At 57.3% G+C, this 24,558-nt stretch carries 20 protein-coding genes; 8 read left to right on the forward strand and 12 right to left on the reverse strand.

Annotation, left to right across the window (positions count from 1 at the left end):
- Nucleotides 1-46 precede the first annotated feature (46 nt).
- On the forward strand, nucleotides 47-2,245 hold the full coding sequence (locus PGR09_RS01700) for a TonB-dependent receptor (protein ID WP_063414682.1): 2,199 nt from the start codon (nucleotides 47-49) through the stop codon (nucleotides 2,243-2,245).
- Nucleotides 2,246-2,351: 106 nt separating this feature from the next.
- Nucleotides 2,352-3,728 (forward strand): phenylalanine transporter, encoded by a 1,377-nt coding sequence (gene pheP / locus PGR09_RS01705; protein WP_430915749.1) that lies wholly within the window; start codon nucleotides 2,352-2,354, stop codon nucleotides 3,726-3,728.
- Nucleotides 3,729-3,764: 36 nt separating this feature from the next.
- Here the strand turns inward: pheP and PGR09_RS01710 are convergent, their stop codons facing one another.
- From PGR09_RS01710 to PGR09_RS01720, 3 genes are all read right to left on the reverse strand, one after another.
- The gene (locus PGR09_RS01710) at nucleotides 3,765-4,181 is read right to left on the reverse strand and encodes an Exc2 family lipoprotein (RefSeq protein WP_045381305.1); all 417 of its coding nucleotides are present in this window, start codon (nucleotides 4,179-4,181) and stop codon (nucleotides 3,765-3,767) included.
- Between the two features lie 131 nt (nucleotides 4,182-4,312).
- Entirely contained in the window at nucleotides 4,313-5,557 is a 1,245-nt protein-coding gene (locus tag PGR09_RS01715) for a mechanosensitive ion channel family protein (RefSeq protein ID WP_430915751.1), read from the reverse strand.
- A gap of 77 nt (nucleotides 5,558-5,634) precedes the next feature.
- A complete protein-coding gene (locus PGR09_RS01720) occupies nucleotides 5,635-7,062 on the reverse strand; it encodes an MFS transporter (protein WP_430915752.1) in 1,428 nt (475 codons plus the stop codon).
- Between the two features lie 109 nt (nucleotides 7,063-7,171).
- Here PGR09_RS01720 and PGR09_RS01725 point away from each other — a divergent pair, with 109 nt between their 5' ends.
- Nucleotides 7,172-8,041 (forward strand): helix-turn-helix transcriptional regulator, encoded by an 870-nt coding sequence (locus PGR09_RS01725; RefSeq protein ID WP_020079399.1) that lies wholly within the window; start codon nucleotides 7,172-7,174, stop codon nucleotides 8,039-8,041.
- Nucleotides 8,042-8,065: 24 nt separating this feature from the next.
- Complete coding sequence (locus PGR09_RS01730; protein WP_430915753.1) at nucleotides 8,066-9,103, forward strand: DUF2157 domain-containing protein; 1,038 nt, start codon at nucleotides 8,066-8,068, stop codon at nucleotides 9,101-9,103.
- A 142-nt stretch (nucleotides 9,104-9,245) separates the two neighbouring features.
- Here the strand turns inward: PGR09_RS01730 and nfsB are convergent, their stop codons facing one another.
- The 3 genes from nfsB to PGR09_RS01745 all read right to left on the reverse strand — a co-directional run bounded on the left by nfsB (nucleotide 9,246) and on the right by PGR09_RS01745 (nucleotide 10,969).
- The gene (nfsB, locus tag PGR09_RS01735) at nucleotides 9,246-9,899 is read right to left on the reverse strand and encodes an oxygen-insensitive NAD(P)H nitroreductase (RefSeq protein ID WP_047049412.1); all 654 of its coding nucleotides are present in this window, start codon (nucleotides 9,897-9,899) and stop codon (nucleotides 9,246-9,248) included.
- Nucleotides 9,900-10,019: 120 nt separating this feature from the next.
- On the reverse strand, nucleotides 10,020-10,388 hold the full coding sequence (locus PGR09_RS01740; RefSeq protein WP_015367809.1) for an MmcQ/YjbR family DNA-binding protein: 369 nt from the start codon (nucleotides 10,386-10,388) through the stop codon (nucleotides 10,020-10,022).
- Nucleotides 10,388-10,969 carry a TetR/AcrR family transcriptional regulator gene (locus tag PGR09_RS01745; RefSeq protein WP_047049409.1) on the reverse strand — a complete coding sequence of 194 codons (582 nt, stop codon included), beginning with the start codon at nucleotides 10,967-10,969 and terminating at the stop codon, nucleotides 10,388-10,390. The genes PGR09_RS01740 and PGR09_RS01745 overlap by 1 nt, the downstream gene beginning before the upstream one ends.
- A gap of 173 nt (nucleotides 10,970-11,142) precedes the next feature.
- On the opposite strand from PGR09_RS01745, the gene PGR09_RS01750 reads away from it, so the two are divergent.
- Nucleotides 11,143-12,258: an MBL fold metallo-hydrolase gene (locus PGR09_RS01750; RefSeq protein WP_380378588.1), complete on the forward strand. Its 1,116-nt coding sequence runs from the start codon at nucleotides 11,143-11,145 to the stop codon at nucleotides 12,256-12,258.
- Between the two features lie 32 nt (nucleotides 12,259-12,290).
- On the forward strand, nucleotides 12,291-12,632 hold the full coding sequence (locus PGR09_RS01755; RefSeq protein ID WP_015367806.1) for a RamA family antibiotic efflux transcriptional regulator: 342 nt from the start codon (nucleotides 12,291-12,293) through the stop codon (nucleotides 12,630-12,632).
- 56 nt (nucleotides 12,633-12,688) lie between these two features.
- Here the strand turns inward: PGR09_RS01755 and PGR09_RS01760 are convergent, their stop codons facing one another.
- On the reverse strand, nucleotides 12,689-12,937 hold the full coding sequence (locus PGR09_RS01760) for a DUF1158 domain-containing protein (RefSeq protein ID WP_015704686.1): 249 nt from the start codon (nucleotides 12,935-12,937) through the stop codon (nucleotides 12,689-12,691).
- Between the two features lie 499 nt (nucleotides 12,938-13,436).
- Here PGR09_RS01760 and PGR09_RS01765 point away from each other — a divergent pair, with 499 nt between their 5' ends.
- Nucleotides 13,437-16,160, forward strand: a complete 2,724-nt coding sequence (locus PGR09_RS01765) for a cation-transporting P-type ATPase (RefSeq protein ID WP_430915754.1) — start codon at nucleotides 13,437-13,439, stop codon at nucleotides 16,158-16,160.
- 44 nt (nucleotides 16,161-16,204) lie between these two features.
- Here PGR09_RS01765 and PGR09_RS01770 read toward each other — a convergent pair whose 3' ends face one another.
- From PGR09_RS01770 to betI, 5 genes are all read right to left on the reverse strand, one after another.
- A complete protein-coding gene (locus PGR09_RS01770) occupies nucleotides 16,205-16,933 on the reverse strand; it encodes a phosphodiester glycosidase family protein (protein WP_396279846.1) in 729 nt (242 codons plus the stop codon).
- 48 nt (nucleotides 16,934-16,981) lie between these two features.
- Entirely contained in the window at nucleotides 16,982-18,097 is a 1,116-nt protein-coding gene (locus tag PGR09_RS01775; protein WP_063414688.1) for a YbdK family carboxylate-amine ligase, read from the reverse strand.
- Nucleotides 18,098-18,504: 407 nt separating this feature from the next.
- Complete coding sequence (gene betA / locus PGR09_RS01780; protein WP_045392819.1) at nucleotides 18,505-20,169, reverse strand: choline dehydrogenase; 1,665 nt, start codon at nucleotides 20,167-20,169, stop codon at nucleotides 18,505-18,507.
- A gap of 14 nt (nucleotides 20,170-20,183) precedes the next feature.
- Nucleotides 20,184-21,656 carry a betaine-aldehyde dehydrogenase gene (gene betB, locus PGR09_RS01785; protein ID WP_047077914.1) on the reverse strand — a complete coding sequence of 491 codons (1,473 nt, stop codon included), beginning with the start codon at nucleotides 21,654-21,656 and terminating at the stop codon, nucleotides 20,184-20,186.
- Nucleotides 21,657-21,667: 11 nt separating this feature from the next.
- Nucleotides 21,668-22,261 (reverse strand): transcriptional regulator BetI, encoded by a 594-nt coding sequence (betI, locus tag PGR09_RS01790; RefSeq protein WP_045392822.1) that lies wholly within the window; start codon nucleotides 22,259-22,261, stop codon nucleotides 21,668-21,670.
- A 128-nt stretch (nucleotides 22,262-22,389) separates the two neighbouring features.
- Here betI and betT point away from each other — a divergent pair, with 128 nt between their 5' ends.
- The gene (gene betT, locus PGR09_RS01795; protein WP_015704693.1) at nucleotides 22,390-24,423 is read left to right on the forward strand and encodes a choline BCCT transporter BetT; all 2,034 of its coding nucleotides are present in this window, start codon (nucleotides 22,390-22,392) and stop codon (nucleotides 24,421-24,423) included.
- The last annotated feature ends 135 nt before the right edge of the window (nucleotides 24,424-24,558 follow it).

The following is a 24,558-nucleotide window of genomic DNA, read 5'->3' on the forward strand; positions in this document are numbered from 1 at the left end:
GGCGACGGGCCCTTTGATCCATTTATCCTCATCCATGGGGCAAATTATGCACACCACGCACTATTCATCCTTCCCGCTGCGTAAAACGCTGCTGGCCTTAGCCATCAGCGCCGCCAGTCAAACGGCGATGGCCGCGGACGCTGCCGCCGCGAAGCAGCCTGGCGAAGAGACCATCATCGTCGAGGCTAACGAAAACAGCGATTTTAAATCCGGCGGCGACCTGGTAGTTCCGGCATTCCTCGACGGCCAGATCGCCCACGGCGGCCGTCTGGGAATGCTTGGCGAACAAAAAGCGATGGACGTCCCGTTTAACGTCATCGGCTATACCTCGAAGCTGATTCAGGACCAGCAGGCGAAAACTATCGCCGATGTTGTCAGCAACGACGCTGGCGTGCAGGCCGTACAGGGCTACGGCAACTTCGCCGAGACCTATCGAATCCGCGGGTTTAAGCTCGATGGCGATGACATGACCATGGGCGGACTGGCGGGCGTGGTGCCGCGTCAGGTGATGGATACCCAGATGCTGGAGCGCGTTGAAATTTTCAAAGGGGCTAACAGCCTGCTTAACGGCGCGGCCAGCAGCGGCGTCGGCGGGATGATTAACCTCGAGCCGAAGCGGGCGGAAGATCTGCCGACCGCACGCGTTGGCGTCGACTATACCTCTGATTCCCAGGTTGGCGGTACCCTCGACCTGGGGCGCCGTTTCGGCGATAACAACCAGTTCGGCGCCCGGGTCAACCTGGTGCATCGCGAGGGCGAAGGCGCTATCGATAACGATAAACGCCGTACCACGCTGGCTTCGCTGGGGCTTGATTACCGCGGCGATCGTTTCCGCTCCTCGCTCGATTTCGGCTATCAGAAGAAAACGTTCCACGGCGGTACGATGGGCGTCAATATCAGCGGCGTGGATTTCGTCCCGGCGCTGCCGGACAACAGCAAAAACTACAGCCAGAAGTGGGGCTATAGCGATATCGAAAGCGAGTTCGGCATGGCGAAGGCGGAATATGACCTGACCGATAGCTGGACGGTATACAGCGCCCTCGGCGGTCAGCATTCGCATGAAATCGGCACCTACAGCGCGCCGAAGCTGCTCAATAAAAACGGCGATGCGACGGTTGGCCGCCTTGATACTAACCGCATCATCGACGCGATTAGCGGCATGGGCGGGGTACGCGGCGATTTCAATACCGGCGCGATTTCGCATAAGGTGAATCTCGGCTATGCGGCGCAGGTGCATACCGATGCGACTGCCTGGCGAATGTCGGCGAAGAACCCGACCACCAATATCTATGACAACCGCGATGTGGCAATGCCGGATAACGCCTATTTTGGCGGCAACTACCACGATCCGCTGGTCACCTCGCGCAGCCGTACGCAGGGCTGGCTGCTGAGCGACACCCTCGGCTTCTTTAACGATAAGGTGCTGTTTACCGCGGCTGCTCGTCATCAGAAAGTGGTCGTGCGCAACTACAGCAACGCCACCGGACTGGAAGATACCTCGTCGCGTTATACCCAAAGCCGCTGGATGCCGACGTTTGGCCTGGTGTACAAGCCGTGGGAGCAGCTGTCGCTGTATGCTAACCATACCGAAGCGCTGCAGCCGGGCTCTGTGGCGCCGACTACGGCGGCCAATGCCGGGCAGAGTACCGGGATCGCGCACTCGAAGCAGGACGAAGTGGGCGTCAAGATCGACTACGGTACGATCGGCGGATCGCTGGCGCTGTTTGAAATCAAAAAACCGAACGCCATTTCCGATACCGCTGGCAATTACGGCCTCGACGGCGAGCAGCGTAACCGCGGCGTAGAGATGAACGTCTTCGGCGAGCCGATGCTGGGGCTGCGTCTTAACGCCAGTACGGTGTGGCTGGATGCCAAACAGACTAAAACCGCTAAAGGCGCAACCGACGGTAAAGATGCCATTGGGGTGGCTAACTTCTACGCGGTGCTCGGCGCCGAGTATGATATCAAGCCGGTGGAAGGCCTGACAGCGACCGCGCGTGTCAATCATAGCGGCTCGCAGTATGCCGATGCGGCCAACACCAAGAAGCTGGATAGCTACACCACCCTGGATTTAGGCCTGCGCTATCGTATGCGCCTGAACGCCGACCAGAACGAAATGACCTGGCGCATCGGGGTGACCAACGTGACCAACGAGAAGTACTGGTCCGGCATTGACGATACCGGAACCTATCTGTTCGAAGGCGATCCGCGTACCGTTCGCGTCTCAATGAGCTACGACTTCTAACGCTAAAAAAGCGGGGCGGGCGGCTGATGCTTGCCCCGCGCAACTTGCGACAATCCCCCCTAAGTGATAAAAGGTGCCCCTTCACAAAAACACACAGGGGAACGACGTGAAAGACGCGTCAACGTCGTCGGATGCCGTGGAAGAGAGCGGCCTGACGCTTCATCGCGGTTTACAAAACCGACATATTCAACTTATCGCCCTTGGCGGCGCGATTGGTACCGGCCTGTTTCTCGGCATTGGTCCCGCGATTCAAATGGCTGGCCCGGCGGTATTACTGGGTTACGCCGTGGCCGGTATTGTCGCTTTTTTGATTATGCGCCAGCTTGGCGAGATGGTGGTGGAAGAGCCGGTATCCGGTTCCTTTGCCCACTTTGCCTATAAATACTGGGGCCCGTTCGCCGGCTTTCTCTCCGGCTGGAACTACTGGGTCATGTTCGTGCTGGTAGGGATGGCGGAACTGACCGCCGCCGGGATTTATATGCAGTACTGGCTCCCGGACGTGCCCACCTGGGTTTGGGCGGCGGCCTTCTTCATCATTATTAACGCCGTCAACCTGGTCAATGTACGCCTGTATGGCGAAGCAGAATTCTGGTTCGCGCTGATTAAAGTGCTGGCGATTATCGGCATGATCGCCTTTGGCCTGTGGATGCTGTTTGGCGGCCACGGCGGCAGCAAAGCCGGTTTTGATAACCTGTGGAAGCATGGCGGTTTCCTTGCCACCGGCTGGCATGGCCTGGTGCTGTCGCTGGCGGTGATTATGTTTTCTTTCGGCGGGCTGGAGCTTATCGGCATTACCGCCGCGGAAGCGCAAAATCCGGAAAAGAGCATTCCGAAAGCGGTTAACCAGGTGGTTTACCGTATCCTGCTGTTTTACATTGGCTCGCTGGTGGTGCTGCTGGCGCTCTATCCGTGGGTGGAGATTAAATCCGATAGCAGCCCGTTTGTGATGATTTTCCATAATCTTGACAGCAACGTGGTGGCTTCCGCGCTGAATTTCGTCATTCTGGTGGCATCGCTGTCGGTCTATAACAGCGGCGTCTATTCCAACAGCCGGATGCTGTTCGGCCTGTCGGTACAGGGCAATGCGCCGAAGTTTCTCGCCCGCGTCAGCAAACGCGGCGTGCCGGTGAATTCGCTGCTGCTGTCAGGCGTCATTACCTCGCTGGTGGTGGTGCTGAACTATCTGCTGCCGCATGAAGCGCTGGGGCTGCTGATGGCGCTGGTAGTGGCGACGCTGCTGCTGAACTGGATAATGATCTGTATGGCGCATCTGAAGTTTCGCGCCGCGCAGCGTCGTAAAGGCCGCGAATCGAAGTTCAAAGCGTTACTGGCGCCAGCCAGCAACTACTTCTGCATCGCTTTTCTCGGTTTGATTCTGGTACTGATGTGCACCATTGACGGGATGCGTCTGTCGGCGATATTGCTGCCGGTGTGGATTATCTTCCTGTTTGCCGCCTTCAAACTGCTGCGTCGCCCGGCGTAAGGCTTATCGCCCCGCGGACTGGCGGGGCGACACAACTTATTTTATCCCGTGGAAGCCGTCCAGATAGGCGCCAGCCAGCTCATTACCAAACAGACGAGCATCCTTCGCTTCCATCGTTTCGCTCCACCGATCGCTCGCATTACCGTTGAAGGAGTGTTGTGACTTCACCCCTTCCAGCGCCTGTTGCTTAATGGCGTCGGCAACACGCTGCGCATCGCTTTCACTCACCCCTTTTTTCCGATCTTCTTGCCCGCGGGCATAAATATCGCGGAAGTTAGGCAGGTTCATCTGATAATTTTGCTGACGGTTAACGGTGAAATTACCGCCGACGAAATCTGAACGGTGAGACACGAAGCTATAAGCATGGCGTTCTGGCGAGGTCTTCGATGAGGTGCAACCGGAAAGGAGTGCTAAAGCGCAGCCAAGCGCGACAAACGTTGTGGTTAATTTCATTATGCAGAGCGTCCTTTGGCGATAATCCATGTTGGTGAAAAGATCATCTGCTTAAACTGTGTCGACGGCTAGCCCTGAGAAATGATAGTGGAGTGAGAGTACGCTGGCGCGCAATGCGCGCCAGCCGGGAATCAGGACGACAGCGCGCCAGACAGCGAACGAATGTCGTTGCCGGTTGGCGTCTGGTGAATACGCAGGCCGAACTCGTCAACCACCGCAAAGATATGGTCGAAGATATCCGCCTGAATGCCTTCATACTCCGCCCACACCACGGTATTGGTAAAGCAGTAGATCTCAATCGGCAGGCCGTTAGCGTCCGGCGCTAGCTGGCGCACCATCATGGTCATATCCTTGCGTAGCCGCGGATGGTTACGCAGATACTCCTGCAGATAGGCGCGGAAGGTGCCGATATTGGTCATTTTGCGCAGGTTGAGCACCGATGGCGCATTGGCGTGCTGTTGGTTCCACTCGTTAATTTCCTGATGGCGCGAGTCCATATAGGGCTTCAGCAATTTGGCCTGAATCAGGCGCTGTTGCTCCTGCTCGTCAAGAAAATGGATGCTGGTGGTATCGATGTTCAGGCTGCGCTTAATGCGACGACCGCCGGAGGCCGACATCCCGCTCCAGTTTTTAAACGAATCCGAGACCAGCGACCAGGTGGGGATTGTAGTGATGGTGTTATCCCAGTTGCGCACTTTTACCGTGGTCAGACCGATATCAATAACCGCGCCATCGGCGCCATATTTCGGCATCTCCAGCCAGTCGCCGAGTTTGAGCATGTCGTTGGCGGAAAGCTGGATCCCGGCCACCAGGCCAAGAATCGGGTCTTTAAATACTAACATCAGCACGGCGGCCATCGCGCCAAGGCCGCTAATCAGAATCGCCGGCGACTGGCCAATTAGCAGCGATATGATCAGAATGCCGATAATAATCGCCGTAACCAGCTTAATGCCCTGGAAGATGCCTTTTAACGGCAGCTGCGAGGCGGTGGGGAATTTTTGCGCCAGATTGAAAATCACGTCCAGCAGCGAGAAGAAGGAAAGCATGGCGTAAACCATTACCCACAGCTGCGCGCAGGTGGATAAAATTTCCGCCGCTTCTCTGCCTTTCTGCAGCCAGAGCACGGCCTGAACGTTGACGATAATTCCCTGCAGGGTGAACGCCAGGCGGTGAAAGAGTTTATTTTGCGTGATGATTTGCAGCCATAAATGGCTGCTGGCCTGCGCCCGCTTTTCGAAGGTGCGCAGTACCACTTTGTGCAGAATGAGATGAACGACAATCGCCGTCAGAAAAATAATGCCAAAGGTAATGATGAGCGAGGTGGTAGGGGTGATTTTGATGCCTAATGCGGCGATTTGCGATATTAATTCCTGCATAACGTCTCCTGTACATCCAGCGGTTATGATGACCGCTGGATGACTATTATGCAAATCAGAGGTTACACAGTTGTGAATCAGGACGCCGTCGCCGCCGGCTGCAGGTTCAGGTGATGGCGCAGCCAAAGGGCTATAGCGCCCAGCAGCAGCATCATCGCCACCTCGACCAGCAGGAAGACGATCAGCGCCTGCGCATAGTCGCCACCGCCGCGCTGGGCCAGGGTCAAGAACAGCGAGCCAAGAATGGCCGGCCCCAGGCCCAGCGTCGCCTGCTGCAGAGTACTGAGGATGGCGCTACCGGCACCGGCGTCGCAGGCGCGAATGTCCCGCATCCCGATACGATAGAAACTGTTGACGATTAACGCCTGACCATAGCCGACTAGCGCGGTGGAGGGCACCAGCGCCAGCGTCGTGGTCCGCAGGCCAAGTTGATAAAAGGTGGCGCTCAGCAGCAGCAGGCCGCTAATCTGTACCGCCAGGCCTATCAGCAAAATGCGCCCCATGCTGTAGCGGGCGATAAGCTTCGGCGCGTACAACGCGGAGATAAAATAGGCCACCCCGAGAGCGATAAAACTGTTGCCGGACTGCCACGGCGCCATCCCAAGCCCGGCCTGCATGGTCAGCGCCATACAGAACATAAAGCCGGACCAGGCGCTGAAGAACAGCAGCGCGATAGCCATCCCAAAGCGGATACTGGTGAGCTTTAACAGCCGCGGCGGTAGCAGCGGTTGCTCGCCGCGCTGCTGTTTACGCAGCGCGCTCAGGCGCATCCAGCCGAGCAGGGGGAGTACGGCCAGCAAAAGCAGCTGTAGCTCCCATGGCCAGTGCAGTTCCGGCCCCAGCGCCATCGGGAACAGCAGGCAGCAGAGGATTAACGCCAGGCTGAAAGTTCCCTGCCAGTCGATGCTGGAATGGCTTTCGCGGCGGGTTTCCGGCACATAGCGGCGGCTAAAAGCCAACACCAGTAGGCAGATAGGCACGTTGATAAAGAAGGCGTTACGCCAGCCGAGCCCGGCGATATCGGCGGAGACCAGCCAGCCGCCGCCCATCTGCCCGACGATAAACGCGATGCCGCCGATACCGCCGTAGAGGCTGATCGCCCTGGCGTGGGCGGTGCCTTTCAGGGTGACGTGCAGGGTGGCGAGTATTTGCGGCACGATCAGCGCGGCGCCCGCGCCTTGCAGCGTTCTCGCGGCCAGCAGGGTAGTGATTGAGTTAGCCATCCCGCATAGCAGCGAGGCGATGCCGAATACCGCCACACCCCAAAGAAACAGGCGGCGGCGTCCATAGTTATCGCCCAGTTTGCTGCCCATCGCCAGGCAGACGGCAAAGGCCACGCCGTACAGCGCGACGATAAGCTCCAGTTGGGTGGCGCTGGCGTCGAGGGAGTGGGTGATCGAATCCAGCGCCACGTTGGTTATCGAGGTATCAATTAACGGCAGCATCTGGCCGGTCAGTAACAGCAGTAAGCCGGCGCGGCCGGGTGAAACAGCAGACGAATTCATCGGATCTCTCCATTGCGTCATTCAGCGGATGGCCGTAGCATCTCCGATTAATTAAACGGGTACCAGTTCCTGTCTATACTGGTATTGGTACTACCATGCTGGAGGAACGATGACGCTAATGCTGCAACGTGAGGCGCTGAATCTCGCGCCCGATGATAGCCGTAAACAGCTGGGGGCATTCCTGCGCGCCCGCCGCGAAAGCCTTGACCCGCAGCGTCTCGGCCTGCCGCGCGTCGGGCGGCGGCGGACGCCGGGGCTGCGCCGGGAAGAAGTGGCGATGCTGGCGGACGTCGGCGTGACCTGGTACACCTGGCTTGAGCAGGGGCGGGAAGTGAATCCGTCGGCGGCGGTATTAAGCGGCGTGGCCAGCGCGCTTCAGTGCAGCCCGCTGGAGACCCGTCATCTGTTCGTTCTGGCAGGCTTAACGCCCCCAGAGAATACGCAGGCCACGGTCTGCGAGGGGATAAGCCCCGGAACCCGACGTATGCTTGATAGCCTGATGCCTCAGCCCGCCAGCATTCAGAAACCGAACTTTGATATCGTCGCCTGGAATGACAGCTTTTGCCGTCTGATGGGCGTTGATTTCGCGACGATTGCCGAAGAAGACCGCAATTGCATCTATCTCTATCTCACCTGCGAAGCCTGGCGTAGCCGCATTGAAAATCGCGACGTGTTGCCGACTTTTGTTTCCTATTTTCGCGCGGCGATGGCTGAGCATCGCGGTTCGCCAGAGTGGGAAGACAAGCTGGCGCGCTTTTTCGCCGCCTCAGCGGAGTTCGAAGCGCTATGGCACCAGCGCTATGAGGTGCGCGGCGTCGAAAATCAGGTGAAAAATTTCAACCATCCGCAGCTCGGGCGCTTTAGCCTGCAGCAAATGTACTGGTATTCCGCGCCGCGCAACGGTTCGCGTCTGCTGGTCTATTTACCGCTGGACGAAACCGGAGAGCAGGCGCTGGCCTGGCTGGATCAACAGGGCTAAGCCCGCAATGGACAAGGAACGCTTATGAACGTCACCCGCAAACAACAGCGGATTATTCAACGCGCAATCGAGCAATGGCAGCAGGAGGGGGTCCTGAACAGCAGCGACGGCCAACGGCTATCAGCGTCGCTATCTGTCCGTGCTTTCGACTGGCAGCGCCTGAGCCGCTACGCCTTCTGGACCGCGATAGCCTGCGTACTGATTGCGCTGGGCAGCCTGTTCGCCGATGCCGAACTGATTGCCGCGATTATCAATCTGTTCAGCGACTCCGCTGTCGCGCGCATTATCCTGCCGACGCTGCTGGCCATCGCATTTTATTATTGGGGGTTCCGCCGTCAGCGTCGCGAAGCGCAGTGGCACTATAGCACCGAGGCGATTTTGTTCCTCGGCGTGATTTGCACCGCCATTGCCCTGTGGCAGCTAGGCGATCGGCTGGATGACGGCAGCGGTCACGTGGCGCCGCTGATACTGTTCGGCTGCGCGATTTACGGCCTGATAGGGTTTTTCGCTCGCTCCGGGCTGGTGTGGCTGTTCTTCCTGCTGGCGTTAGGTAACTGGTTTGGCGCGGAAACCGGCTATATATCAGGCTGGGGGGCCTACTGGCTAGGGATGAGCTTCCCGATTCGTTTCGTGCTGTTCGGCGGCGTGCTGCTGGCGCTGTGCTACTTGATGCAAAATGTGTTACGCCAGCGGCAGTTGTTTACCGTCAGTAAGGCGATGGGGCTGACCTGGCTGTTTGTCGCGCTGTGGATCCTGTCGATATTCGGCAACTACGATTCCGAGAGCTGGTATGGGGTCAGTCAGGCGCAACTGCTGCCGTGGGGACTGCTGTTTGCGCTGGCGGCGGTGATCTGTATTTATATCAGCCTGAAAACCGACGATGGCATGCTGCGTGGATTTGGCCTGACGTTCCTCGCCATCAACCTCTACACCCGCTTCTTCGAATTCTTCTGGTACAGCCTGCACAAGGTGGTGTTTTTCCTGATCCTGGCGGCGTCGCTGGCGATGATTGGCCGCTACGCCGAGCGGATCTGGCACGCCGGCGAGGGGGAGAAAAAGTAACAGTTTTTCCCTGCTAAGCGTAAGCGATCGCCGCCGTCCTCCCCGGATGGCGGCGCGTTGCGCCTTATCCGGGCTACGATCCGGCACTCGGTTGGTAGCCCCGGTAAGCGTCAGCGCCACCGGGGAGGGCAGCGCGCGGAGATTAGATCTCGGTGATGGTAGTGGACTGCGGCAGGCGGGATTTCGGCAGCGTGGCGTTGAAGTCTTCCACGCTGTGATGACCGACCGGCACGACGACCACGCTGGTATAACCTTGCGCTTTCAGGCCAAACTCTTCGTCGAGGATGGCGAAATCGACGCCTTCGATCGGCACCGCATCCAGCCCCATTGCCGCCACGCCGAGCAGGAAGTTGCCCACGTTAAGATAAACCTGTTTCGCCATCCACTGATCGTCATCTTTCAGCTCTTTGCGGTGCATATCAGCAAAGAAGGTGCGGCCTTTGTGGTTGCCGGCTTTGGCTTCCGGAGTGGCAAAACGGCCATCAGCGTCTTCCTGATCAACGACTTTTTCCAGCCACGCATCGTCCATCGCGGTTTTCGCACAGAACACGACAACGTGGGAAGCGTCGAGGATTTTACGTTCGTTGAACACGTAGGTGCCGCTGGCCGCTTTCGCGACGCGGGCTTTGCCTTCATCGCTGCTGGCGACGATAAAGTGCCACGGCTGGGAGTTGGTGCTCGACGGGCTATATTGCAGCAGCGTTTTCAGGTTTTCCGCCTGTTCGGCCGTCAGCTTTTTCGCCGGATCAAAGGCCTTAGTGGAGTAACGTTTTAAGGCAACTGAGATAATATCCATGACTCTTCCTCACAATTTTCAGCCCCTTACGGGCACATTTCGTGGGAGGAAGAGTACAGCGATGCGCGGGAAATGATAAGAGTGAAAAATGCGATAACACTTATCGCATTTATTTGAAAATCAGCCGGGACGCAGCCGACGTTGGTCTTTTTTCGCCAGCTTATCCACCACCAGATTCCACGAGTCGTCAATAAGCTCGGCAAGTAAATCCTCGCTGATATCCTCGCCCGGCACGACGGTGATCCAGTGCTTTTTGTTCATGTGATAGCCCGGCTCGATACTGCGGTAAATTTGCTGATTGAGCAGCGATTTTTGCGGATCGGCCTTCAGGTTGACGATTGCCCGCCCGCGAAGGGTCATGGTTAGCATGAAGATACGCCCGCCGACTTTAAACACGTCATACTCCGGGCCAAACGGCCAGCAGTGCTCGGTGAAAGGGTAGGTCAGCGCGATACGCTGCGCGTGATGGTGTAGCGCTTCGTTATCCATTAATGCTCACTCTCATGCAGCGCATTCCACATCGCCTCAAAACCGAGGGCGATAAGCTCACGGGCGCGCTGCGGATCGTGGCTGGCGAACTCGATGGTGGTCTCGGCCAGCGACAGGAACAGGGCATCGCCGAAAGCGCGATAGGCGTCGCTAAGGAAAACCGCTTTCACCGATAGTTGGCACATCTCGTTAAGCTCGGGAAAACTCTCTTTGACCAGGCTGCGGGTTTCATCGGTGATGCGTTCGCTCAATGCCATACGGCGAATGGCGCGATATTCCATAGGGTTACGCATCCCCCAGTCGATATAGCTGTTCCAGATATTGCGCGCGTTTTCCTTTGGGCGTTTTTCGTCAGGGTTGAGCCCGGCGATCATCGTCTGCACCAGGCGCAGCTTAATAGCGAGGTATAACTCGTTGAGCAACTCATCTTTGGTGGCGAAATAGCGAAACAGCGTCCCCTCGGCAACCCCCGCGCTGCGGGCTATCGCCGATGTTGAAGCGGCAATGCCGGACTGGGCGAAAGCGGCCGTAGCGGCTTCCAGTAACGCTTGTTTTTTATCTTCACTCTTAGGACGAGCCACTACATTTTACCTCGCTGAAAGTTAAACCCCGATCTAATCACGGCGGACCGCGCAACTGCAACGGCAGATGTCAAAAATTGAAAATAGGCTTGACGATTTTCTACTCCTTCCTAATAATGAGTGCTTACTCACTCATAATCAAGTTATATCATAAAGTCCCCTGGATGGGGCTTTTGTCTGGTCAGGATATGAACCGTGTCACCTTTAGCGTGGTCGCCATTATGTTATTAGCAGCAACAACGACATTGCCGTTTGTTCTCAATGCCGGTTTTGGCAAAGCGCCAAAGGGTGCGCAGCTTAGTCTTGTCGAACAGTCGCCGAATTACCGTGACGGCCAGTTCCATAATCAACTGCCGACGCCAGGATTCACCGGCCAGAAAAACATGCTGGCCGCGTGGTGGGATTTCCTGGTGACTAAGCGAGAAAACGCACGCCCGCTGCAGCCGTTGCCGCTGGTGAATACCGATCTTGCCAGCCTGCCGTCTGGCGAAGACGTGATGGTCTGGCTTGGCCACTCATCGTGGTATCTGCAGCTGGCGGGGAAACGTATCCTGATCGATCCGGTATTTAGCGATTATGCCGCGCCATTCTCTTTCATCAATAAAGCCTTTCCCGGCGACTACCCGTGGAAGGCGCAGCAGATGCCGGAGATCGATGTGTTGGTAATTTCCCACGATCACTATGACCATCTCGACTACGCCACTATCAAAGCGCTGATGCCGAAAGTTAAACGCGTGGTGACGCCGCTCGGCGTCGGTTCGCATCTGCGCTACTGGGGAATGGATGCGGCGATTATCAACGAAGTGGACTGGAACCAGACGGTAAAAATCAGCGATGAACTGACCGTACACGCGCTGCCGGCTCGCCATTTTTCCGGCCGCGGGCTGAAACGCAACCAGACCTTGTGGGCCAGCTTCCTGTTCGTCACCCCGCAGCAAAAGATTTATTACAGCGGCGATAGCGGCTATGGCCCGCATTTTAAGGCGATTGGCGAGCAGTTTGGTCCTATCGACCTGGCGATCATGGAAAACGGTCAATATGACCAGGACTGGAAGTACATCCACATGATGCCGGAAGAAACGGCGCAGGCCGCCGATGATTTACGCGCCCGGTCGGTATTACCGGGGCATGCCGGACGCTTTGTGCTGGCAAAACACAGCTGGGACGATCCGTACCAGCGGCTGGCGGCAGCCAGTGAAGGACGTGAGTGGCATTTAGTCACGCCAATGCTGGGCGAACCGGTGTGGGTCGCTGATAAGACACAATCATTTAACGCCTGGTGGCGCTAACCGCCAGAGTGGTTCAGGAGGAGAGAAGAGATATGAATATATCCGCTCAGGTGATTGACACTATCGTGGAATGGATTGATGACAATCTGCATCAACCGCTGCGAATTGATGATATTGCGCGCCATGCCGGGTATTCGAAATGGCATCTGCAACGGCTGTTTTTACAGTACAAAGGGGAAAGTCTCGGGCGCTACATTCGCGAGCGTAAACTGCTGCTGGCGGCGCGCGACCTGCGAGATACCGACCAGCGGGTTTATGATATCTGCCTGAAATACGGCTTTGATTCGCAGCAAACCTTCACCCGTATCTTTACCCGTACCTTCAATCAGCCGCCGGGCGCGTATCGCAAAGAGAACCACAGCCGTGCGCACTGAGCGCCGGCCGCATACCAGTCCGCCTTTATCGGCGGGCTTTTTTTCTCTCTTACTGCTTAATCTGCCAGTGAGAACCAGCGGCGCCATACCCAGCGTAATACCAGGTACTCGACGACTCCCAGCGCTAAGAACCACAGGCAGAAGATCAAGGTATAGAGCTGGTTGAGATCCATCAGGTGGAAGGATGTGACTAGCTTTTGCGCCAGCGTCAGGCCGAGCGAGGGCGCCGGCAATAGCAAGCAAGAAATCAGGGCTAACAGCAAAATGCCGGCGGCGGATAATAGCGTTTCCAGCGGGTGTTTCATTATGATGTTAATCGTCAGTTAAAAAACATATTGTCCGGTAAAAAGTCCGTTAACGCAATATGCTTTATCCGCTGATTAATTTACGTCATTCATATTATTTCTAATACTATTAATTAAAACCCCCTGTTAATTTATTGAGTAATATTTGTGATTAAGTTAATTGCATCGTGATGTAAATTACCGTCATTTATTACCCCAGCATTTTTACAAAAGTATAAGTACTATATCCCACAATGGTGGCGATAATGATTGCCAGTACGACATACAGCGCCAGACGGCGTCCACGGTAGATTCCAAACATGTTTTACCTCGTTTAGAAATGGTTTAGAAATACTCTGTAATATTTGTTTTCAGAACCAACTTACCATGTATTTTTAAATTTGCGAGTAAATAAATGTTGTGGCTGGATAATTTGATCTTGCTCGCAAAACGCATTAATTCATTGGCCAGAAATGATTTCAGGCTTTCCGATTCACGGAATTTAAAAGGAAACTTTATTTTGACCAGCATGATTAATCCCCACAACATCACGCCCTCGGGCGACGTCGCGCCGCAGCAGGCTTATCAGCAAACAGTCGAGGCGGTACTGGCGCAAAAAAAGAGCCATGCCGACGGTCTCAGCACCGCTGAAGCCGCCGGTCGCCTGAAATCATACGGCCCTAACGCGCTGCCGGAAAAGAAAGGCAAACCGGCATGGCTGCGTTTTCTCGCCCACTTCAACGATGTCCTGATTTACGTCCTGCTGGCCGCTGCTGCGCTCACCGCGGTGATGGGCCACTGGGTCGATACTCTGGTTATTCTCGGCGTTACCGTCATTAATGCGTTGATCGGTCATATTCAGGAGAGCAATGCCGAAAAATCGCTGCAGGGGATCCGCAACATGCTCTCCAGCGATGCCCGCGTGCTGCGCAACGGCAAGCATGAAACCATCCCCACTCGTGACCTTGTGCCGGGCGATATTGTTATTTTGCGCGCCGGCGACCGCGTTCCGGCGGATCTGCGCCTGATTGAAAGCCACAATCTACGGGTCGAAGAGGCGATCCTCACCGGCGAGTCGACGGTGGTGGATAAAACCACCGTGACGCTACAGGGCGAACTGCCGTTGGGCGACCGCACCAATATGGTCTTCTCCGGCACCACTATCAGCGCCGGCAGCGGCGTCGGTGTGGTTACCGCTACCGGTCAAGAGACCGAGCTAGGCCACATCAATCAGATGATGGCGGCTATTGAAAAGCACCGTACTCCGCTGCTGGTGCAGATGGATAAACTGGGGAAAGCGATTTTTGTCATCATCCTCGCGATGATGGTGGCGCTGTTCTTCTTCAGCCTCGCGCTGCGCGATATCCCGCTGGGCGAGCTGCTGCTGTCGCTGATTAGCCTCGCGGTGGCGGCGGTACCGGAAGGACTGCCGGCGATTATCTCGATTATCCTGTCGCTCGGCGTACAGACGATGGCGCGTAAGCGGGCGATTATCCGCAAGCTGCCGACGGTTGAAACGCTTGGCGCGATGACCGTGGTGTGTTCGGATAAGACCGGCACCCTGACCATGAACGAGATGACGGTGAAAGCGATCATCACCGCCGACTGCTGCTACCGCGTTGAAGGCGACAGCTATGAGCCGCAGGGGCGCATTTTCCAGGAGGGCAGCGACGAGCCGGTGGTGGTCCAGCCGGGCAGCGTGCTGGAAACCTACCTGCGCACCATCGATCTGTGCAATGACAGCCAGATCGTTCAGGACGAACGTGGCCTGTGGAGCATCACCGGCGGCCCGACCGAAGGGGCGCTGAAGGTATTAGCGGCGAAAGCCCAGTTAGCGCCGGTCGTCACCCGGCTGGTGGCGAAAATTCCGTTCGACTCGCAGTACAAATACATGGCCACCCATCAGCAGATTGGCGATGAGGAGCGGGTACTGATTACCGGCGCGCCGGATGTCATCTTCGCCCTGTGCGGCCAGCAGATGAGCAAGCAGGGGCCAATGCCGTTTGACCGTCAGTACTGGGAAGACGAAATGGCGCGCTTTGCCCGCCAGGGGTTACGGATGGTTGCCGCCGCCTGCAAACCGGCAGCCGTCGGCAGCGCCGCGTTGACCCACGATGACCTGAGGGAAGGGCTGGTGTTCCTCGGCATCGCCGGAATGATGGATCCGCCGCGTCCGGAGGCGATTGACGCGATCCACGCCTGCCAGGCCGCCGGGATCCGCGTGAAGATGATCACCGGCGACCACCCGCAGACGGCGATGAGCATCGGTCAGATGCTGGGGATCGCCAACAGCCGCCAGGCGATGACCGGCTATCAGCTTGAGCATATGGATGATGCCGAGCTGGCGAAGGCGGCGGTGGAGTTTGATATTTTCGCCCGTACCAGTCCGGAGCATAAGCTGCGTCTGGTAAAGGCGCTGCAGGATAGCGGCGAAGTGGTCGGCATGACCGGTGACGGCGTTAACGACGCCCCGGCGCTGCGCCAGGCCGACGTGGGCATCGCCATGGGCATTAAAGGGACCGAGGTGACCAAAGAGGCCGCCGATATGGTGCTCACCGACGACAACTTCGCCACCATCGCCAGTTCGGTGAAGGAGGGGCGTCGCGTCTACGACAACTTGAAAAAGACCATCCTGTTCATCATGCCGACCAACCTCGCGCAGGGACTGTTGATCATCATCGCGCTGCTGGCGGGCAATATTATTCCGCTGACGCCGGTGCTGATTTTGTGGATGAACATGGCGACCTCGGCCACGCTCTCCTTCGGCCTGGCCTTTGAAGCCGCCGAGCGCAACGTGATGAACCGTCCACCGCGTAAGACCGGCCAGCACGTGATGGATGGGTTCGCCGTCTGGCGCGTCGCTTTTGTCGGTTCGATGATTGCCGTCGCCGCTTTTGTTCTCGAAGCCTGGCTGGCGCCGCGTGGCCACAGCGCCGAGTTCATCCGCACCGTGCTGCTGCAGATGCTGGTGACCGCGCAGTGGGTCTATATGATTAACTGCCGCAGCAGCGACAGTTTCTCCCTGAACAAAGGGTTGCTGCGCAACAAAGGCATCTGGCTGGTGACCGGCGTCCTGTTGCTGATGCAGCTGGTCATCATCTATGTACCGCTGATGCAGAACATGTTCGGCACTGAGGCGCTGCCGCTGCGCTACTGGTTCGTGACTCTGGTGATTGGTGTGGCTATGTTCCTGGTGGTTGAAATTGAGAAGCGGCTGACCCGCCGTTTCCGTAAAGCTGCCTGATCCCCTCCGGCGCCCCTTCAGGATTGAGCGGGCGCCATTTTCCTTTAGCCTGGTTTTTTGATTTCCACCGCGATCATGGTGACGAACGGATGGTACTGCCACGGTATGCTGCCGCCCTTTTGATACATTTTTGAGATGGTGCCGTCGAGGTAGAGCATCTGGCGCACGTGGAGTTTGGACTGCGCGTAACAGGCGAAATCGTAGAAATTGGTTTCACGCTCGCTAAGCATAAATACCACCCGTCCCTGCTTATCAATGCCGACGCCGTTGCGCAGTTTGCGCGAGCTGGCGGAGGGCTTCAGCCGCCAGTTGATGGCGCCGTTTTCAATCAGCATTGGCCCGGACTGCACGGCGTAGGTTATCTCAGGCGATGGCTTAAAGTTGTTGATAGGCGTTATTCCCGCCCGCTGGTCCTTTAGCCAGAATACGCCGCCGGGGCGGATGAAAAAGTTGCCGCCGCCGGAGGCGCGGTTGAGCGGCTTTAGCAGCTCGCCGTTTTCGATATACAAGCCCAGCGGTTCGTAGGCCTTATCGTATATCCCGCCGTTCATCGCCATCTGGACGCTGCCGTCTTTATCGATATCGGACAGCAGCGAACGCAACGATCCCCAGGCTTTACCATTTTGCTTTTGCCAGTACATCACGATGCGCTCCTGCTGCGGATTAACCGTATAGCTTTGCAAGGTCAGCGTCGGGTCGGTGAGCGTACAGGCGGCATGGGTAAAAGCGGTGAAGGGAAGAAGCGCAAGAGGGATCAGGCGGCGTAATAACATGAACATTCCTTTTAAATATCCTGCGCCGAGTATACCCGTTTCGCTTCCTTATGCCGCCCAAATCTCGCAATGCTTTTGTACCAGACCAATCAGCGAACCGCCGTTGGCGATGAATTCGCGCATCTGCTGCGCTTCGCTGATGGGGGACCTGGCCTGGCGCACAACCGACTCCAGCGCCGCGCTGGCATGCACCTTGTGGGCAAAAGGCGCCAATCGGTCGGCCAACTGCAGAATGTTCGCGCGGATGCTCTGCTGTTCGCCGGACCAGACATCGGTTATCACCCCGTCGAGGCCGTAGCGACAGGCCTGATAGCGGTTGAAAGGGTAGAGGAGGTAATCCTCCGGCTGATGTTTAAACGGCCGTTCGCTTAACAGCCAGCAGGCCAGCGTCTGGATAAATCCGGCGATATTCACCGCCTGGCCTATCGTCAGCGGCGTATCCATTACCCGCACCTCGACGGTACCGAACACCGGGCTCGGGCGGATATCCCAGTGCAGATCCTTCATGCTGTCGATCATGCTGGTGTAGCTCAGGCGGCGGAATAAACGCTGAAAGGCATGCCAGTTCTCAACCCACGGCATTGGCCCGTTATCGGGATAGGAAGAGAAACGATTCAGACGCGAACAGGAAAAGCGGCTGTCGGTGCTGTCGAACCACGGCGAGGCGGCGTTGAGGGCAATAAAGTGAGGTACAAAGCGTGACAGCCCGTGCAGCAAATAGATGGCGTCATCGCCGTTCTGACAGCCGACGTGAACGTGCTGGCCAAATACCGTCGCCTGCTTTGCCAGATAGCCGAAGTGCTCGACGGTTTTCACATAGCGCGGATTATCGCTGATTTGCTGGCGCTGCCAGGCGTGGAAAGGGTGCGATCCGCCGCCGCAGATCTGCAGATGGTGACGGAGAGCGGCGCGCTGTACCGCCTGATGGATGGCGCCGAGCTGTGCGGTGGCGTGGCTAATATCGCGACAGATGCCGGTGGCTATCTCCAGCATGCTTTCGGTGATGTCGTGTTTAGCCTCTCCCGTCGTTAGTTCACTTTGCACATCGGCAATCAGCGTGGAGGCATCCTGGCTGAGGTCGTATCCCGGCGGGTTGACGACCTGCAACTCCAGCTCAATACCAAGCGTAAAAGGCGCTGAGACGTGAAAATCGGGTAGTGTCATCGTCTTTCTCCTGTCCCCGCTTAAACTGCAAGTATAGGTGAAGCGCAGAGAGTGCGGGCGGGATGAGAAAACCCCGGTGGCGCAGTCGCTTACCGGGGCTACAGCGTTGTGCGATTTGGTAGCCCGGATGAGCGTAGCGCAATCCGGGAAGGCCGGGTGGCATATCGCTGACACCGGCGCAGGCGGCTTCAAAATCCCCGGTGGCGCTGTCGCTTACCGGGGCTACAGAGTTGTGCGATTTGGTAGCCCGGATGAGCGCAGCGCAATCCGGGGAGGGCGAGTGGCGTAGCGCTGACACCGGTGCTGGCGGCTTCAAAATCCCCGGTGGCGCTGTCGCTTACCGGGGCTACAGCGCTGTGCGATTTGGTAGCCCGGATTAGCGTAGCGCAATCCGGGGACCTGCTCGTTTAGCGGCGAACCGGCGCGTCGCCGGCGACATAGTAGGCCGCGGTGCTGCGCGGTAACGGCTGACGCCCGCGAATGGCATCGGCCATCTTCTCGCCAATCATGATCGTGGTGGCGTTCAGGTTGCCGGTAATAATCTGCGGCATAATCGACGCATCGACCACCCGTAACCCTTCCAGACCGTGGACGCGGCCTTCTCCGTCGACCACCGCCATGTCGTCGTACCCCATCTTACAGGTGCCGCACGGGTGGAACGCGGTTTCGGCGTGATTACGTACAAACTCATCTAACTCCGCATCGCTCTGGCACTCAACGCCAGGACTGATTTCACGCCCGCGATACTTATCCAGCGCCGGCTGGTTCATGATTTCGCGGGTAATACGGATGGCGTCGCGGAACTCCTGCCAGTCCTGTTCGCTCGACATATAGTTAAACAGGATTGCCGGATGGGCATGCGGGTCGCGCGATTTCAGGCGCACATGGCCGCGGCTTGGTGAACGCATCGAGCCAACGTGGCACTGGAAACCATGCTCTTTAACCGCATTGGAGCCATTGTAGTTAATCGCCACCGGCAGGAAGTGGTACTGAATATTTGGCCAGGCGAATTCCTCGCGGCTGCGGATAAATCCGCCCGCTTCGAATTGATTGCTGGCGCCAATCCCGGTGCCGCCGAACAGCCATTCCGCGCCGATTTTCGGCTGGTTCCACCACTGTAGCGCCGGATACAGCGACACTGGCTCTTTGCACTCGTACTGCAGATACATCTCAAGATGATCCTGCAGATTTTCACCCACGCCGGGCAGGGCGTGGACCAGCGGAATATCAAACTGGCGCAGTAGCTCCGGGTTGCCGACGCCGGAACGCTGCAGAATTTGCGGTGAGGCGATGGCGCCGGCGCACAGCAGCACTTCCTTATTGGCTGTCGCTTTTGACGGCGCGCTGCTATCGCCTTCCAGCCACTCGACGCCGACGGCGCGTTTGCCGTCAAAAATAATGTGATCGGTCATGGCATGGGTGCGGATGGTCAGGTTTGCGCGGCTGCGGGCCTGATCGAGATAGCCTCGGGCGGTGCTGGCGCGACGCCCCTGCGGCGTCACGGTGCGATCCATCGGGCCAAACCCTTCCTGCTGATAACCGTTGAGATCGTCAGTGCGCGGATAGCCCGCCTGCACGCCGGCTTCCACCATCGCATGGAACAGCGGATTATTATTCTGTTTCGGCGTAGCGACGCTCACCGGGCCGTCGCCGCCGTGATAGTCGTTAGGGCCGATATCGCGGGTTTCCGCTTTTCGGTAATAGGGTAGGCAGTCGAGGTAGCTCCAGTGTTCCAGCCCCGGCGCGGCGGCCCAGTTATCAAGGTCCATGGCGTTGCCGCGGATATAACACATGCCGTTAATCAGCGAGGAGCCGCCGAGACCTTTACCGCGTCCGCACTCCATGCGGCGGTGGTTCATATAGGGTTCCGGTTCGGTCTCATAGGCCCAGTTGTAGCGTTTGCCCTGCAGCGGGAAAGCCAGCGCGGCGGGCATCTGGGTGCGGAAATCAAAGCGGTAATCCGGACCGCCCGCTTCCAGCAGCAGGACGGTGGTGTTGGGATCTTCCGTTAAACGCGTCGCGAGGACGTTGCCGGCGGAGCCGGCGCCAATAATGATGTAGTCAAACTGCAAAAATGACCTCCTGGTTAAAATATGGATTGAAACTGACCCATCTCAACCTGGATGGATTTCACTTGGGTATAGCTCTGTAGCGTCATCACGCCGTTTTCTCGGCCAATGCCGGAGTGCTTATAGCCGCCGACCGGCATTTCCGCCGGCGATTCGCCCCAGCTGTTGATCCAGCAAATGCCCGCTTCCAGCTGGTGGATGATGCGGTGAGCGCGGTTCAGATCCGGCGTGACGACGCCAGCGGCAAGGCCGTACTCGGTGGCGTTGGCGCGGCGAATCACTTCCGCTTCGTCGTCATAGCTGAGAATCGACATCACCGGTCCGAAGATCTCTTCGCGCACGATAGTCATGTCGTCGGTGCAGTCCGTGAAGACCGTCGGAGCGACCCATGCGCCATTATCGAAGCCTTCGCCTTTGAGCACATCGCCGCCGCACAGCAGGCGAGCGCCTTCGCTTTTGCCGCTCTCGATATAGCGCAGGACATTCTGGCGATGCGGGAAGCTGACCAGCGGGCCGAAGTTGGTATCGTCGGCAAACAGGTCTCCGGCGCGGATACGGCCCACGCGCTCGAGGATCTTGTGCTCAAATTCGGCTTTAAATTTCGTGGGCACAAACACGCGGGTGCCGTTGGTGCAGACCTGACCGGAGCTGTAGAAATTGGCCATCATGGCGATATCGGCGGCGAGGTCGAGGTTGGCATCTTCCGCGATAATCAGCGGTGATTTACCGCCCAGCTCCATGGTCACCTCTTTTAAAGAAGAGGCGGCGGAGTTGGCCATGACTTTTTTGCCGCTGGCGACACCGCCGGTGAAGGAGATTTTGGCGATGTCCGGATGCTCGGTCAGGTACTGGCCGGTTTCGGCGCCGATCCCCGGCAGGACGTTGAAGACCCCTTCCGGCAGACCCGCTTCGCGGTAGATTTCCGCCAGCTTCAGCGCGGTGAGCGGAGTGACTTCGCTTGGTTTAAAGATCATCGCGTTACCGGCGGCCAGCGCCGGGGCCGATTTCCACAGCGCTATCTGGATCGGGTAGTTCCAGGCGCCGATACCGGCGACCACGCCAAGCGGTTCACGGCGGGTGTAGACAAAAGCACTGTCGCGCAGCGGGATCTGGCTGCCTTCCAGCGCCGGGATCAATCCGGCGTAGTACTCCAGTACATCGGCGCCGGTCACGATATCGACGGCGGCGGTTTCGCTCAGCGGTTTGCCGGTATCAAGCGTCTCCAGACGCGCCAGCTCATCGTTACGTTCGCGCAGAATATCAACCGCTTTACGCAGGATCCGCGAGCGCGCCATCGCGCTCATCGCCGCCCAGACTTTTTGCCCCTGTTGGGCGCTTTTTACCGCACGGTCGACGTCTTCACGCCCGGCGGCCTGGACGGTTGCCAGCACTTCCCCAGTGGCAGGGTTGATGGTCTCGAAAGTTTTACCGCTGGTGGCGGCGACAAACTTGCCGTGAATATAAAGCTGCTGTTCGGCCATTCGGGACATGGTTTCCTCCATTATTGCGAAGTCGGTGGCAGATACTGCCTGATGAAATGGTCCGCGAGCGCCTCAGCGCGGGCTTTGTCGAGCGGTTTCCCGCTTAACGCCGCCCGCAGCCACAGGCCATCGATCAGCGCCGCCAGGCCGTAGCCCGCTTCCTGCGCCTGCTCGCGCGGCAGCTGACGCTGAAACTCATAAACGATATTCGATAACAAACGCTTACTGCTGACCTGCTGCAGGCGATAGAGCATCGGCTGATGCATGCTGCTGGCCCAGAAGGCGAGCCAGGCCTTCATCGCCGCGCCGCTTATCTGGCTGTCATCAAAGTTGCCGGCGACGATCGCCCGCAGACGGCGTTCGGCGCTGGCGCCGGGCAGCGCCCGCAGCCGCTGTAATACCGCATGACGCAGCTGACCGGTGATGTCGCGCATCGTTGCCTCCAGCAGGCCGTTTTTGTCCTTGAAATAGTGGCTGATGATGCCCGTCGATACGCCCGCCCGGCGGGCGATCTGCGCGATGGTGGCGTCATGCATGCCGACCTCATTAATCGCCGCCAGCGTAGCGTCAATCAGCTGTCGCTGACGTATCGATTGCATCCCCAGTTTTGGCATTTCCCGGACTCCATTCATCAGATTTGTTTATCTATTAAAGCGGTTTTTGATTGGACGTTCAATATAAAATGTGTCTTAATTGTTACCGATTTGCTTTTTAATAGTTGCAATAAATGTAAGGAGAATGGATGACAGACCTTTCGCCGAGCAGAGAAAAGGACAAAATCAATCCGGTGGTTTTTTACACTTCCGCAGGACTGATTTTGTTGTTTTCCCTGATGACTATCTTCTTCAGCGATTTTTCCGCGGCCTGGATTGGCCGTACCCTGAACTGGGTTTCTAAAACCTTCGGCTGGTATTATTTACTCGCCGCCACGCTGTATATCGTGTTCGTCGTCTGTATTGCCTGTTCCCGCTTTGGCTCGGTGAAACTGGGGCCGGAGCACTCGAAGCCGGAGTTTAGCGTGCTGAGCTGGGCGGCGATGCTGTTTGCCGCCGGGATCGGCATCGACCTGATGTTCTTCTCGGTCGCCGAACCGGTCACGCAGTATATGCAGCCGCCGGAAGGGGCGGGGCAGACCATGGAAGCCGCCCGCCAGGCGATGGTGTGGACGCTATTCCACTACGGGCTCACCGGCTGGTCGATGTACGCCCTGATGGGAATGGCGCTGGGATACTTTAGCTATCGTTATAATTTGCCGCTTACCATCCGTTCCGCGCTCTATCCTATCTTCGGGAAAAAGATTAATGGCCCCATCGGCCACAGCGTCGATATCGCCGCGGTGATCGGTACGATTTTCGGTATCGCCACCACCCTCGGTATCGGCGTGGTGCAGCTCAATTATGGCCTGAGCGTGCTGTTCCATATTCCTGATTCATTGGGGGCAAAGGCGGCGCTGATTGTATTGTCGGTGATTATCGCCACCATTTCGGTGACCTCCGGAGTGGATAAGGGCATTCGTATCCTTTCCGAGCTCAACGTGGTACTGGCGCTGGGGCTGATCTTATTCATTCTGTTTATGGGCGATACCGAGTTCCTGCTCAATGCGCTGGTGTTGAACGTCGGGGATTACGTCAATCGCTTTATGGGAATGACGCTGAACAGCTTCGCCTTCGACCGCCCGGTGGAATGGATGAATAACTGGACGTTATTCTTCTGGGCCTGGTGGGTGGCATGGTCGCCGTTTGTCGGCCTGTTCCTGGCGCGTATTTCGCGCGGGCGCACCATTCGCCAGTTTGTGGTAGGTACGCTGATTATTCCGTTCACTTTCACCCTGCTGTGGCTGTCGGTATTCGGCAATAGCGCGCTGTATGAAATTATTCACGGCAATGCGGATTTTGCCGCCGAAGCCATCGCTCACCCGGAGCGCGGTTTCTATAACCTGCTGGCGCAGTATCCGGCGTTTACCTTTAGCGCCTCGGTCGCCACCATTACCGGCCTGCTGTTTTATGTCACCTCAGCGGACTCCGGCGCGCTGGTACTCGGCAACTTCACTTCGAAGCTGAAGGATATTAATAGCGATGCGCCGAACTGGCTGCGCATCTTCTGGTCGGTGGTGATTGGCCTGTTGACCCTCGGTATGCTGATGACTAACGGCATCTCCGCCCTACAGAACGCGACGGTGATCATGGGGCTACCGTTCAGCTTTGTGATTTTCTTCGTGATGGCGGGGTTATATAAGTCATTGAAGGTGGAGGATTATCGCCGTGAAAGCGCTAACCGTGATACCGCGCCGCGCCCGCTTGGCGTGCAGGATCGTCTGAGCTGGAAAAAGCGCCTGTCACGCCTGATGAACTATCCCGGCACGCGCTATACCCGCCAGATGATGGAGACGGTATGCTTCCCGGCGATGGAAGAGGTGGCGCAGGAGCTGAAGCTGCGCGGCGCTTACGTTGAGCTGAAAAGCCTGCCGCCGGAAGAGGGGGATAACCTTGGTCACCTCGATCTGCTGGTGCATATGGGCGACGAACAGAACTTCGTCTACCAGATTTGGCCGCAGCAGTACTCGATTCCCGGTTTTACCTACCGGGCGCGCAGCGGCAAATCGACCTACTACCGTCTTGAGACTTTCCTGCTGGAAGGAAGCCAGGGTAACGACCTGATGGATTACAGCAAAGAGCAGGTGATCACCGATATTCTCGACCAGTACGAGCGGCACCTGAACTTTATTCATCTACACAGGGAAGCGCCGGGGAATAGCGTCACCTTCCCTGGAATGTAAACCCGCTTTTACCAGGGCGTCATGTAATAAATGACGCCCTTTTCTTGCAATCTAATACATTGTCAATTTACAGCTTTAATTATTAAATAGCCATTTAATGTACTATTTGTGCTTAATTAAAATGTTTTATTTGTG

Source organism: Klebsiella sp. 141251 (assembly GCF_050600725.1).
Lineage (GTDB): Bacteria > Pseudomonadota > Gammaproteobacteria > Enterobacterales > Enterobacteriaceae > Klebsiella > Klebsiella aerogenes.